The organism is Afipia felis ATCC 53690 (assembly GCF_000314735.2).
GTDB lineage: Bacteria > Pseudomonadota > Alphaproteobacteria > Rhizobiales > Xanthobacteraceae > Afipia > Afipia felis.
Genome location: NZ_KB375270.1, coordinates 1,495,908 through 1,508,144, shown reverse-complemented (window position 1 = coordinate 1,508,144; position 12,237 = coordinate 1,495,908). Strand labels below are relative to the sequence as shown.

12 protein-coding genes are annotated in these 12,237 nt (G+C 60.7%); 11 read left to right on the top strand and 1 reads right to left on the bottom strand.

Features of this window, described 5'->3' with window-relative positions:
* The first annotated feature begins 8 nt into the window (after positions 1-8).
* From soxA to HMPREF9697_RS07035, 6 genes are read left to right on the top strand one after another with little or no spacing between them, the layout of a single operon-like run.
* Complete coding sequence (soxA, locus tag HMPREF9697_RS07060; protein WP_002716491.1) at positions 9-857, top strand: sulfur oxidation c-type cytochrome SoxA; 849 nt, start codon at positions 9-11, stop codon at positions 855-857.
* Positions 858-866: 9 nt separating this feature from the next.
* Positions 867-1,178, top strand: coding sequence for a hypothetical protein (locus HMPREF9697_RS07055; protein WP_002716490.1), 312 nt, complete (start codon positions 867-869; stop codon positions 1,176-1,178).
* Positions 1,179-1,199: 21 nt separating this feature from the next.
* Positions 1,200-2,945, top strand: coding sequence for a thiosulfohydrolase SoxB (gene soxB / locus HMPREF9697_RS07050; protein WP_002716489.1), 1,746 nt, complete (start codon positions 1,200-1,202; stop codon positions 2,943-2,945).
* Positions 2,942-3,436: a DsrE family protein gene (locus HMPREF9697_RS07045; RefSeq protein ID WP_002716488.1), complete on the top strand. Its 495-nt coding sequence runs from the start codon at positions 2,942-2,944 to the stop codon at positions 3,434-3,436. The genes soxB and HMPREF9697_RS07045 overlap by 4 nt, the downstream gene beginning before the upstream one ends.
* Before the next feature lie 12 nt (positions 3,437-3,448).
* Positions 3,449-3,901, top strand: a complete 453-nt coding sequence (locus tag HMPREF9697_RS07040) for a DsrE family protein (RefSeq protein WP_002716487.1) — start codon at positions 3,449-3,451, stop codon at positions 3,899-3,901.
* Positions 3,902-3,926: 25 nt separating this feature from the next.
* Positions 3,927-4,427, top strand: coding sequence for a GlcG/HbpS family heme-binding protein (locus tag HMPREF9697_RS07035; RefSeq protein ID WP_002716486.1), 501 nt, complete (start codon positions 3,927-3,929; stop codon positions 4,425-4,427).
* A gap of 36 nt (positions 4,428-4,463) precedes the next feature.
* Here HMPREF9697_RS07035 and HMPREF9697_RS07030 read toward each other — a convergent pair whose 3' ends face one another.
* Positions 4,464-5,513 (bottom strand): YeeE/YedE family protein, encoded by a 1,050-nt coding sequence (locus tag HMPREF9697_RS07030; protein ID WP_002716485.1) that lies wholly within the window; start codon positions 5,511-5,513, stop codon positions 4,464-4,466.
* A gap of 486 nt (positions 5,514-5,999) precedes the next feature.
* Here HMPREF9697_RS07030 and HMPREF9697_RS07025 point away from each other — a divergent pair, with 486 nt between their 5' ends.
* From HMPREF9697_RS07025 to HMPREF9697_RS07005, 5 genes are all read left to right on the top strand, one after another.
* Complete coding sequence (locus HMPREF9697_RS07025; RefSeq protein ID WP_002716483.1) at positions 6,000-6,704, top strand: DUF1236 domain-containing protein; 705 nt, start codon at positions 6,000-6,002, stop codon at positions 6,702-6,704.
* A 301-nt stretch (positions 6,705-7,005) separates the two neighbouring features.
* A complete protein-coding gene (locus HMPREF9697_RS07020; protein ID WP_002716482.1) occupies positions 7,006-8,283 on the top strand; it encodes a c-type cytochrome in 1,278 nt (425 codons plus the stop codon).
* Positions 8,280-8,738 (top strand): (2Fe-2S)-binding protein, encoded by a 459-nt coding sequence (locus HMPREF9697_RS07015; protein WP_002716481.1) that lies wholly within the window; start codon positions 8,280-8,282, stop codon positions 8,736-8,738. Before HMPREF9697_RS07020 ends, HMPREF9697_RS07015 begins: the two co-directional genes overlap by 4 nt.
* A gap of 10 nt (positions 8,739-8,748) precedes the next feature.
* Positions 8,749-10,974: a xanthine dehydrogenase family protein molybdopterin-binding subunit gene (locus tag HMPREF9697_RS07010; protein WP_002716480.1), complete on the top strand. Its 2,226-nt coding sequence runs from the start codon at positions 8,749-8,751 to the stop codon at positions 10,972-10,974.
* A gap of 122 nt (positions 10,975-11,096) precedes the next feature.
* On the top strand, positions 11,097-12,233 hold the full coding sequence (locus HMPREF9697_RS07005; protein WP_244597894.1) for a molybdopterin-binding protein: 1,137 nt from the start codon (positions 11,097-11,099) through the stop codon (positions 12,231-12,233).
* The last annotated feature ends 4 nt before the right edge of the window (positions 12,234-12,237 follow it).

The window sequence follows — 12,237 nt, the reverse complement described above, 5'->3', positions numbered from 1 at the left end:
TTGGAATGATGCGTGGGCTCGCATTGTTGGTAGCGTTGGCGACACTCGCAGGTCCGCACATGGTGCGGGCCGAAGTGACGACATCGTCGCCGGAGAAGGATTTTCAGGCCTTCCGGAAATTCTTTACGGACAAGTTTCCGAAGGTTGAACTCAATGATTTTGCCAACGGTCCCTATTCGATGAATGAGGGATTGCGGAAGCAGTGGATCGAGAAGGAAGTCTTCCCGCCCTACGATTTCGCGCTCGACAAGGGCAAGGAGCTGTTCGAGAAGCCCTTCAAGAACGGCAAGACGTTTGCCGATTGTTTCGAGAACAAGGGCATTGGTGTTCGTCAGAACTATCCTTACTTCGACGACAAGACCAATCAGGTCGTCACGCTTGAAGTCGCCGTCAATCAATGCCTCGAGAAGAACGGCGAGCAACCCTACAATTACATGAAGGACGACATGGCGGCGGTGACGGCCTATATGGCCTACACATCGCGCGGCAAGCCGTTCGACATCAAGATTCCGAAGGACAATCCGAAGGCGCTGGAAGCTTACGAAAAGGGTAAGCAGTATTTCTATCAGCGTCGCGGGCAGTTCAATTTCTCCTGCGCGAGCTGCCACGTTCAGGCGCCGGGCGAGCACATCCGGGCCGAAGTCCTCGCGCCTGCGCTGGGCATCCTCAACGCGATGCCGATCTATCGCTCCGAATGGGGCGGGATGGGCACGACCAGCCGCCGCTTCACGACCTGCAACAGCCAGGTGCGTGGTGTGCCGCTGAAGCCGCAGGACCCCGAATACCGCAACGTCGAGTATTATCTGTCGTACATGGCCAACGGGATCCCGATCACGGGTCCGGGCGCGCGGCCGTAGGAGATGACCATGCGGATCATGACATCGATTATCGCGGGCGCGGCCGTTCTGATGGCGCTGACCTCCGCGCACGCTGCGGAAACCGCCGACACGTTCAAGGCGGCTTATGAAAAGGCCGAGGCGGCCAACAAGAAGGCGGGCGAACTGAGAAATCAGTGGACCACGACCGTTGCCGCCCTGAAGGGCGCCAAGAAGGCCGCGGACGAAGGCAACTTCGATTCCGCGACCGCTTTGGCGAAAAAAGCCGAGGCACTGGCGAATGCATCTATCGCGCAGACCGAGCGCGAGGTGAAGCTCTGGCCGGACGCCGTCATCCGCTAACCAAGCTTGTTGAGAGTGAAAATGCCGATCCACCGACGAGAACTTCTGAAACTTGCGGTGGCGATGCCGGCTGTCCTGTCGCTGCCGCGTGCCGGCCGCGCGGCTGGTTCGTCGCTCTATGACTTCAAGCCGACAGGCAATGCGCGCGTCCTTCACATGACGGACACGCACGCGCAGTTGAGCCCGGTGTTCTTCCGCGAGCCGAGCGTCAACATCGGCGTCGGTTCGATGAAGGGGAATCCGCCGCATCTGGTCGGCGAGCACTTCCTGCAGAAGTTCGGAATGAAGCCGGGCACGCCGGAGGCCTATGCCTTCACGTTCCTCGATTTCGAGACGGCGGCGCAGCGTTACGGCAAGATGGGCGGGTTCGCGCATCTGCGGACGCTGGTGAAGATGCTGCGCAGTGCCGTGCCGGATGACCATTCCATTCTGCTCGACGGCGGCGATCTGTGGCAGGGCAGCGGCATTGCCAAGCTCACGAGCGGTGCGGACATGGTGCAGGCCGCGAACCTGCTCGGCATCGACGCGATGACCGGCCACTTTGAATTCACCTATGGCGAGAAGACGCTTCGCAAGAACCTCGCTGACTTCAAAGGCGAGTTCATCGCCCAGAACGTCTTCCTGACGGAAGAGGCGGCTTTCAACGACGCCGAGGCGTTCGACCGCGACACCGGCCGGGTGTTCAAGCCCTACATCATCAAGAAGATGGGCGATTACCGGATCGGTATCATCGGCCAGGCTTTCCCTTACGTTCCAATCGCGCATCCGAAACGCTTCACGCCGGACTGGACGTTTGGCATTCGTGACGACGAGATGCAGAAGGTCGTCAATCGCCTGCGCAACGACGAGAAGGTCGATGCGGTAGTGCTTCTGTCGCACAACGGCATGGATGTCGATCTCAAGCTGGCGAGCCGTGTCAGCGGCATTGACGTCATTCTCGGCGGCCATACGCATGACGCTGTGCCGCAGCCCATCAGCATCGCCAACGCGGGCGGCAAGACGCTCGTGACCAATGCGGGTTCGAACGGCAAATATCTCGGCGTGCTTGATCTCGAGCTCGGCAAGGGCTCCGTCAAGAATGTGAACTATCGGTTGTTGCCGGTATTCACGAATGAGTTGAAGGCCGATGCTGAGATGGCTGCGCTAGTGGACAAACTGCGCGCACCTCATGCCAAGATGCTGGACGAGAAGGTCGGTAATGCCGACCGGCTTTTGTATCGCCGCGGCAATTTCAACGGTACGATGGACGAGATGATCTGCGACGCCCTGCGTCAGCAGCTCGATGCGGAGATCGCGCTGTCGCCCGGCTTCCGTTGGGGTACCACGGTGCTGAGCGGTCAGGCGATCACGATGGGCGATATCATGTCGCAGACCGCGATAACCTACCCGGAGGTCTACGTGCAGCCGATGACCGGCGAGCAGATCAAGGCCATTCTGGAGGATATCTGCGACAACCTGTTCAACCTCGATCCGTACTATCAGCAGGGTGGCGATATGGTTCGCACCGGCGGTATGTCGTATCATTGTGCGCCGAACGAATCTTCGGGCAATCGGATTTCCGAGATGAAATTCGACGGCGCGGCGCTTGATCCGGCCAAGTCCTACAAGGTTGCAGGCTGGGCGTCGCTCAACGAGCAGAAGGGCGCACCGGTCTGGGAGACCGTCGCAAGCTATCTGCGCGACGGAAAAGCAAAGCCGAAATCGACCGGCTCTCAGGTTGCGATCACGGGTGTCGACGACAATCCGGGGTACGCAGGCCACGCATGATGAAGCGAAGCGGACTTGTTCTGATCGCGGCCGCCCTTGTCTGGGGTGTATCGGTCGTGGCTGGAGCAGGGTCCGCTTATGCGCAGGATGCCAAAGACGTCGAAGCGCTCGCCGCAAAGGCGGCAGCGCGACCGTTCATCGAACATCACATCGCCCTGCAATTGTCGGACAATGATCCGGTGAAGGAAGGGCTGATCGTCAGCATCGCTAACAAGCTGCTGACCGTCTACGGGCCGGACTCGATCGATGTCCAGGTCGTTGCGTTTGGTCCCGGCATCGATCTGCTGAAGGCCGACAGCCCGCGGCGGCAACAGGTCGACAGCCTCATCGCGCAGGGCGTAACGTTCAATATCTGCGATTACACGCTCGAGACGATCGAGCGCAAAACCGGAAAACGGCCGGAGATGAATCCCAAGGCGAAGGAGGTTCCGGCAGGTGTGCCGTTCCTGCTGTCGCTTGCGGAAAAGAGCTATACTATCGTTCGTCCCTAAGGAGATTCCGATATGCGGACTTTCTGGAAGCTGGCTGCGGCCTTTACAATTATGTTTTCGATGTTCTCCGCTGCGCATGCGGCCGATGCCAAGCCGCATCGCATCGCCATTCAGGTCGATCAGAACGACCCCGCCACGATGAATCTGGCGCTCAACAACGTCACCAACATCATGAAGTATTATGGCGACAAGAGCGAAGCGGTTGAGGTCGAGGTAGTGGCTTACGGGCCGGGGCTGAACATGTTCCGTGACGACAAGTCGCCGGTGAAGGATCGCCTGAAGCAGATTTCCGAGATGGCATTCCCCTCGAAAGTGACGTTCTCCGCGTGTGGCAACACCAAGGAGGGCATGGAGAAGAAGGAAGGCCATCCGATTGCGATCGTGCCGCAGGCGAGCGTCGTTCCCTCGGGCGTGGTGCGGTTGAGCGAGTTGCAGGAACAGGGCTGGACCTACATCAAGCCGTAACACTCTCTCACAAGAGGTGACCGAAATGCGTGTGCCGCGAAGTCTGCTGTGTGTCCTTTCCTGCGCGATGATGGTCTCGGCTGCGAAGGCGGAAGACGCGACCGTGACATACAAATCGTTGACGCCCGATGTGGCGTTGGAAGCTGCGCAGGCCGCTCTCAAGCAATGCCGCACGGATGGCTATCAGGTCTCCGTGGTGGTGGTGGATCGCTTCGGTGAAACGCAGGTTCTGTTGCGTGATCGTTATGCGGGGCTTCCGGCCAACGATACGGCGACGCGGAAGGCATGGACCACGGTCGGTTTTCGCGCCGATACCTCGCAGCTCGCAGCTTCGATCAAGAACGGTACGCTCGATCCGCGGCTTGCGGATCTGCCGCGGGTCGCGATGCTCGGCGGTGGTTTGAAGATCGAGACGGCCGATACATTGCTGGGAGCGATCGGCGTGTCCGGTGCGCCGGGCGGTGACAAGGATGAGAAGTGCGCGCGCGCCGGCATCGACGCGATCCGCGACAAACTCGACTTCTAAATTTCCAGAGTGACGCGCGGCCAGAGCCGCGCGTGCTCAGCGGAAGGCGAACGCGAGCAGCCGTGTCCTGCTATGGATCGCGAACGCGGCGCCGGAAAGGATGCCCGCAAGCGCGATGAACGAGGGCATTGCCAGCGTCGAAACGCCGGTCAGGCCCTGGCCGATTGAGCAGCCGTAAGCCATCGCGCCACCGATGCCCATAAAGGCTGCGCCAGCGAGCGAGCGGCCGGTATGCGTGACCGAGGTGTAGCCTTCGAACGCGAAGCGTCCCGTTAGCGTCGCGGTCGCGAGGCTTCCGACCAGAACGCCAACCACGAGCGCGATGCCGAAGTTCAGCGCCAGCCCGGTGGAGAGCATGGTGTACTGCACGGAATCCGCGATTGGTGACACGAAGGTCAGCGATGCAACCGGAATCGGATTGAAGTCGTCCGCCGCGAACCATCCGGTCGCGGCCCAGCCGGCAACCACCAGCAAGCCGATGATGAGACCCGCGGCGATCTGGCCGTAGGAACGGCGGAATTGCTTGTCCGAGAACGCGTAGATCAGAAGCGCGCCGCTTGCGATCAGCGTTGCGATAAGCCGCGCGGCGGTATCGTCAAGCCCCATGGTGTTCAGAAGGGCAGGGACGGATACGGCGGTCGGCGCGGTCTTCGTCCAGTCGAGGAATGCGATGCGCGCGGGTGCGATTAGGCCCTTCAGCGTCATCTGCGCTGTGATGCCGATCACGGTAATCACAACGAGTGAGCGCAGGTTACCCTTGCCGAGCAGCACCAATGCGCGCGAGGCGCAGCCATTGGCGAGCACCATGCCGAGGCCGAACAGCAGGCCGCCGAAGAAGATCAGCGGCGCGGAAAACGACGGCTGCAGGTAGATCGACGTGCCGATATTGACGAGCCCGGTGCCGACAAGGAGTTGCGTGCCGATGATTGCCACGGCGAGTGCAGTCGCATAGCTGCGGATTTTGCGGGTGTCGTTTGAGGTCCACAGATCGCGCAGGCTGCTCATCAGGCAGAAGCCGCTGAGCAGGCCGACCACGCCAAACACCAGTCCGATCACAAAGCCGGAAGCCACCGAAAGGTCGATCATGACGGTCACGAGCCATTACTATGGAAAGGAGAACATCTTTCTATGCACGCTGGATGGTGCGGTCCATAAGTCCATGAAATTAAAAATGGAATTTTATACGACAATCAAAAAGTAGAAGAATATGCCATCAATCCGATGGTTTGTGAAAGGCTGTGCTTCCGGCCTTTGGGGTAGGAAAACCCGCTTTTGCTCGACGTTGACGGATTTGAGAATTTTGTATGCGCCGACAGTGGCACGCCCCATCATCCGCCTTGCGATCCAAAATCGCAGCACTGGCTTTTTTCCGTAAATCCGGAACGTGCATAAATTCTCCCGCTTGTCTCCCCGCACGAGGACACTCGTGCCGCAAGTCAGGGACAGGGTTGCGATAGCTTAAACCATTTTTCGATGCAGGGCGCTGTGAGGCGAAACTTGTTTTCGCCGTTGCAGACGTCTGCTTGCGACCTGTTTCCACCGTATCAATCAATCGAAATGGAGTAGGAAATCATGAAAACCAAATTGTTGATGTCGGCGGCAGCCGTCGCACTGTTGATGGCCGGTGGCGTAGCGAGTGCACAGAACCCCAATGCCGGGGCTGGTGGAGCCGCAGGCACGGGTGCCTCATCCGGAGCAAGCGGCGGCGCATCCATGGGAAGCGGCGGCAGTACGTCTGCGCGTGGTAGCGCGGAAGGCGGCGGGTCTGGAGCCACCGAGTCTCATGGCGCACCAAAGGGTGGCATGAGGGCGCAGGAGAACGCGCCAAAGGGTCATCCGAGGTCGGCGCAAGAGAATAAAACCGGTCAATCACCAAGCTCGCACAGCGCTACTGACAACAAGGGCGCAGCTAAAAACAACAATGCCGCGAACAGCGAGCATGAGCGGATGAGCAAGAACTCCGCTTCGGAGTCGAAGTCGGGTGCGGAGAGCAAGACGACCGGCAATGCGGCGACCGCGGCGAAGGGTGCGCCGCCTGTCGAGAAGCGCAGCCAGATCACCTCCGCCATCAAGCAGGAGAAGGTGACGGCGGTGACCAACGTGAACTTCAATGTCTCCGTCGGTACGCGTGTCCCGACCTCGGTGCACTTCTATCCAATCCCCGAGAGGGTTGTTGCGATCTATCCGGAATGGCGCGGCTACGAGTTCATTCTGGTCGGCGGTCGTTATGTAATCATAGAGCCGGAAACGCATGAGATCGTCTACATCCTGAGTTGATGTGTGCGAACTGAATTGACGTTTGCGAGGAGGGCTCGGTTTGGCAGAGCCCTCCTCGTGCGCGAAATCGCGCTGCATCGTTTCTTTTCGGTCCGTCTCTCTCGAGGCCGGCGCCGCACAACAGTGCGACGTAAATTCCGCTTTTTGATAAAATGCAATCTGTCGCAGGTGACAGCATACCTGGTGACGCGATTGATTGTGAGCGGCACAAAAACTTGTACGCTGCATCGTAGCCATCAGTTTAGAACTCATGTAAGTTCCTGGCCGACTACTTCCTGGATATGCCGTGGGGTAGAAGCTGATGACGTTACGTCGTGTTCTTCTGGCAGTGGTGACTGTCGGAATTCTGGTTATCCTGGGCGGCTATGCGCTGATGTGGCGCCCCGCCATCGCGCCGGTTACCACCAGCGCCGCGGTCAACTCGGACCGCAAAGCGATCGATCATGGAGCAGAACTTGCTTCGATCGGAAATTGTGCCGATTGTCATACATCCGAAAACGGGCCTGCCTATGCTGGCGGACGACCCATTCCCACACCTTTCGGCACGATCTACGCGAGTAATCTGACGCCCGATGGTGAGACAGGAATCGGTTCGTGGTCGGAGGAAGCGTTCAAGCGCGCCATGCGCGAGGGCGTGGATCGCGAAGGGGAGCAGCTTTATCCCGCATTTCCCTACGATCATTTTACGCATGCGACGGATGCGGACATCCACGCGATCTACGCTTTCCTAATGAGCAAGCCTGCGGTGCGCAATGTCGTGCCGGCGAACCAGCTCGATTTTCCGTTCAGCTTCCGCCCGATCGTTGCTGGCTGGAAACTCCTGTTCCTGCACCGCGATGGGCTGGAGCCTGATTCCACCAAGAGCGCCGAATGGAATCGCGGACGCTATCTGGTCGAGGGTCTTGGTCATTGCGGTTCATGCCACACGCCGCGCAACGCGCTCGGCGGCGAGAAGAAAGGCAGTGCCTATGCCGGCGGTGCTGCGGAAGGCTGGAATGCACCGCCGCTGAATGCTTCGCTGGTGACGGCGCATAAGTGGACCGTCGATCAACTCGCCGAATATCTCTCCACGGGCTGGCACAGGCTCCACGGTGCGGCGGCCGGGCCAATGGCCGATGTGGCGAAGAATCTCGGTCGCGCTTCGCAGGATGATGTTCGCGCGATCGCGACTTACATCGCGAGCCTCTCGCCGGGCACGGAAGCTGCAAAGGCGGCTGTCCCCGTTGGTGGCAAGGTTCTGAAAGACCAGCCTGCCGATGTGGTCGCGATCTACGACGGCGCCTGCGCCAGATGCCATAACGACAGGCAGGATGTCGGGCCGTCGCAGGCAATCTCGCTGTCCTACAGCACCGCCGTCCAGCAGCCGAAATCGGCCAACGCGGTTCGCGTGGTCATGCACGGCATCGAGGCCTACCGCACTGGCGGTGGACCCTACATGCCGGCATTCGCAGGCATTCTGACTGATAAGCAGATTGCCTCCGTCGTTCAGTATGTCCGCGCGCGCTACACCGACCAGCCGCAATGGACCGACGTGAATTCCCAGATCGCCAAAGCCAGGCAGGAAGGAGCCCAGCCATGAAGGTTTCGCTGCGCGTCAATGGCAAGTCGCAGGAGATCGACGTCGCCGATCCCTCGACGCCGCTTCTTTATGTTCTGCGCGACAATCTCGAACTGCACGGCCCGCGCTTCGGCTGCGGGCTCGGACAATGCGGCGCCTGCATGGTTCACATCGACGGGCGCGCGACGTTTTCCTGCGTGCTGCCGGTCACGGCCGTCGGCGACCGTGAGGTCACGACGCTGGAAGGCCTGATGAAGGATGGCAAGCCCGGTAAGCTGCAGCAAGCTTTCATCGACGAGGAAGCGGCGCAGTGTGGCTATTGCATCTCCGGCATGGTGATGCAGGCGCAGGCTCTCCTGAACAAGAAACCAAATCCGACGGATGAAGAGATTCGCCGCCACATGGAGCCCAATCTCTGCCGTTGCGGCACCCACGCGGCCATCATGCGCGCGATCAAGCGCGCAGCTGTTGCTTGAGGAGGCTGTCATGAATGTACATCTCAAGCCTTCCCGTCGTGACATTCTGAAGGGCACCGGCGCGCTGGTCGTCGCCTTCTCGCTTGTACCGCCCTCCGAGGCGTTTGCGCTGGCACCGAACGAAGCAGCGACGGCCAAGCCTGTCGCGCTCGATCAGGTCGATACGTTCCTCGCCGTCGACGACAAGGGTATGGTTACGGTCTATTCGGGCAAGGTCGATCTCGGCACGGGCATACGGATCGGCATACAGCAGATCGTCGCCGAAGAACTCGATGTGCCGCTTGCCAACGTCACGACCATCGAAGGCGATACGACGCTCACGCCCGATCAGGGCCCAACCTTTGGCAGCCTGTCGATCCAGGCTGGCGGCATGCAGATCAGACAGGCCGCCGCGACGGCACGCAGCGCGCTGCTCGACCAGGCCGCGCAACGCCTCGGCGCCGCGAAGGAGGACCTTGTCGTCGCCGATGGTGTCATCTCGGCGAAATCCGGAGGCGGGCGCGTCGCGTACGCCGAACTGATCGGTGGCAAGACTTTCATGCTGAAGGTCGATCCTGCTGCTCCGGCCAAGAATCCTGCCGATTACAAGATCGTCGGCAAGGCGATTCCACGCCGCGACATTCCCGAGAAGCTCACCGGTAAATTCACCTACATGCAGGATTTTCGCGTACCGGGCATGGTGCATGGAAGCGTAGTCCGCCCGCCGACGATCGGCGCGACGCTGCAAAGCGTGGATGAAAGCTCGGTGAAGGACATTCCGGGCCTCATCAAGGTCGTGCGCGACGGAAACTTCCTCGCCGTGGTGACGGAGACGGAGTGGGCGGCGGTGCGCGCCGCGCGCGAGATCAAGGCGACATGGTCGAAGTCCGAAACGCTGCCGGATCAGGCGAAGCTCTGGGAGCACGTCCGCTCGACCAAGATCGTGAGCGACGACGTGACCAGCAACATCGGCGACAGCGCCGCGGCGATGGCGGCTGACGGCAAGAAGATCAAGGCGTCCTACGATTTCGCCATTCACACCCACGGCTCGATCGGTCCGTCCTGCGCGGTGGCTGAATTCAAGGACGGCAAGCTGACCTGCTGGTCGGCGTCGCAGGCGACGCACAATCTGCGCAAGCAGCTCGCCATGATGATGAAGATGCCGGACGCGGACGTCCGCTGCATCTATGTCGATGGTGCGGGTTGTTACGGCCGGAACGGCCATGAAGATGCTGCGGCCGACGCAACTCTGCTTGCGAAGATCATGGAAAAGCCGGTGCGCGTGCAGTGGTCGCGCGCCGACGAGCACGGCTGGGACCCGAAGGGACCACCGACTCTGATTGATCTGCGGGCGAACATCGATGCGTCCGGGAATGTCACCGCCTGGGAAAGCGAGTTCTTCATTCCGCAGGGTGCGGCCGGCATGGTCGATCTCGTCGCCGCGACGCTGAGCGACCGTCCCGTCGTCGGCAAGCTGGCGCCCGGCGGCATCGTGAACGATTCCGCGATCGGCTATAAATTTCCGAACATCAAGACCGTCTGCCACCGCCTTGAGACGACGCCGTTCCGTCCGTCCTGGATCAGGGCGCCGGGTCGTATGCAGAACACCTTCGCCAACGAGGCATTCTTCGACGAGATCGCGGCGGCACTGAAGGCGGACCCGCTGGAGTTGCGCGTCAAGTATACCGATCCAGCCGACAAGCGCGGCCTCGAGGTGCTCGAGCGGCTCGCGAAAGTCGCGAAGTGGGAGAAACGTCCGTCGCCTCGTACCGACATCAAGGGCGACGTGGTGAGCGGGCGCGGCGTCAGTTACGTGAAATACGAACTGGTGCGCACCTATGTCGGTCTGGTGGCCGATGTCGAAGTGGATCGCACCTCCGGCGATGTCCGCGTCAAGAAGGTCTATGTGGTTCATGACTGCGGACAGATCATCAATCCGAACGGCGTGCGTGCGCAGATCGAAGGCAACGTCATCCAGACCGTCAGCCGCACGCTGAAGGAGGAGATCACCTTTGACCGTGGCATGATCACGAGCCTCGACTGGGCGAGTTATCCGATCTTGCGCTTCTCTGAATTGCCGGAGCTCGTCATCGAGCTGATCGACCGGCCGACGGAAAAGCCATGGGGCGTGGGCGAACCGACGTCCGCTCTTGTTTCATCGGCGATTTCCAACGCGATTTTCGACGCGACCGGCGCGCGCATGCGCTCCGTGCCGTTTAAGCCCGAGAAGGTCAGGGCGGCGTTGCGCTCGACCTGATATTGCGATCGAGCGAACCCGCGCGGGCAGCTATTACCGCGCGGACCGCTTCGGCCCGTATGTGCTGTACGGCTCTCAGCGAATGTATATAACGGCCTGTATCCGGTTACGGCGGTCCGGTGATGTCATCGGCCGCGACCTCGATCAGGGATGCAATGGGCGCAATCACTTCTCTTACTTCGCTCGACGATGCGCTGAAGCGTTTGCTTGAAGGGCTTGAGGCGGTCCCTGCATGTGAGCAGCCGATCGACGAGGTTCTCGGCAGAATTTCCGCCGGGCTCATGGCGTCGGGTGAACTGCCCGTTGACACTGTTGCGATGATCGACGGCTGGGCCGCGCGCTCACTCGACATTGTCGGCGCATCCTCTTATTCGCCGGCATTTCTGATCGAGTCGCCCGTCTGGATCGAGTGCGGTCAATCGCTCCCCGCAGGATACGACTGCGTGATCGAGCCGCAATCGGTCCATCATGAGAACGGAATTTTTCAGGTCGTGGCCGAAGCGCGGCCGGGGCAGGGCGTGCGCCGCACAGGGGATGAGATCGCAGCGGGGGCGTCCGTTATAAAATGTGGTCAGATGATACGGCCGCTCGACGTTCTGATTGCAACCCAACTGGGGCTGCGTTCGTTATCGGTGCGGGTGCCGCGCCTGCAACTCGTCAATATGTCTGGCGGAAGCGGTCAATCCTCCACGGCGCAGTATATTGCCGATCTTGCAGCGGAGGCTGGCGCGTTGGTGACGCGAACGGAGTCTGCTTCGCGCACGGCATCGACGATTGCTTCGCTGCTGAGTGCAGCGGATGCCGATCTGATCGTGACCATCGGCGGCACCGGCGCGGGAAAAACGGATGCGACGGTCGAAACCCTTCAGGATGCCGGTGTCACCATCACCCACGGCATTGCCGTGTTGCCGGGACGAACGGCCGCGGTCGGCCGTCGGGGGCCTGTGCCGATCATCGCGCTGCCGGGAATGCTGGAAGATGCTTTGGCGGTCTGGTGGACATTGGTCCTGCCGGTGCTCGACCGGTTGACGATGCGGCAACGCCCAACGGTGGCCCGGCCGATCGCGCGGAAGATCGCGTCTGCGCCTGGCATCGCCGACATTGTTTTGCTTGCAGGCGAAGACAAAGCGTGGCTGCCGCTCTCGGTCGGGGAACTTCCGCTGCAGGCGCTTGCGCGGGCGGATGCGTGGATGCTGGTGGCGGGCAACAGCGAAGGATTTCCCGCAGGGGCGCTTTGCCCTGCCTATCCGCTCGGCTAAGACC

What these genes read in the sequence shown, in the direction of transcription:
- soxA (WP_002716491.1), top strand. Translation starts at nt 9, where the DNA reads ATGCGTGGGCTCGCATTGTTGGTAGCGTTGGCGACACTCGCAGGTCCG.
- HMPREF9697_RS07055 (WP_002716490.1), top strand. Translation starts at nt 867, where the DNA reads ATGCGGATCATGACATCGATTATCGCGGGCGCGGCCGTTCTGATGGCG.
- soxB (WP_002716489.1), top strand. Translation starts at nt 1,200, where the DNA reads ATGCCGATCCACCGACGAGAACTTCTGAAACTTGCGGTGGCGATGCCG.
- HMPREF9697_RS07045 (WP_002716488.1), top strand. Translation starts at nt 2,942, where the DNA reads ATGATGAAGCGAAGCGGACTTGTTCTGATCGCGGCCGCCCTTGTCTGG.
- HMPREF9697_RS07040 (WP_002716487.1), top strand. Translation starts at nt 3,449, where the DNA reads ATGCGGACTTTCTGGAAGCTGGCTGCGGCCTTTACAATTATGTTTTCG.
- HMPREF9697_RS07035 (WP_002716486.1), top strand. Translation starts at nt 3,927, where the DNA reads ATGCGTGTGCCGCGAAGTCTGCTGTGTGTCCTTTCCTGCGCGATGATG.
- HMPREF9697_RS07030 (WP_002716485.1), bottom strand. Translation starts at nt 5,513, where the DNA reads ATGATCGACCTTTCGGTGGCTTCCGGCTTTGTGATCGGACTGGTGTTT.
- HMPREF9697_RS07025 (WP_002716483.1), top strand. Translation starts at nt 6,000, where the DNA reads ATGAAAACCAAATTGTTGATGTCGGCGGCAGCCGTCGCACTGTTGATG.
- HMPREF9697_RS07020 (WP_002716482.1), top strand. Translation starts at nt 7,006, where the DNA reads ATGACGTTACGTCGTGTTCTTCTGGCAGTGGTGACTGTCGGAATTCTG.
- HMPREF9697_RS07015 (WP_002716481.1), top strand. Translation starts at nt 8,280, where the DNA reads ATGAAGGTTTCGCTGCGCGTCAATGGCAAGTCGCAGGAGATCGACGTC.
- HMPREF9697_RS07010 (WP_002716480.1), top strand. Translation starts at nt 8,749, where the DNA reads ATGAATGTACATCTCAAGCCTTCCCGTCGTGACATTCTGAAGGGCACC.
- HMPREF9697_RS07005 (WP_244597894.1), top strand. Translation starts at nt 11,097, where the DNA reads ATGTCATCGGCCGCGACCTCGATCAGGGATGCAATGGGCGCAATCACT.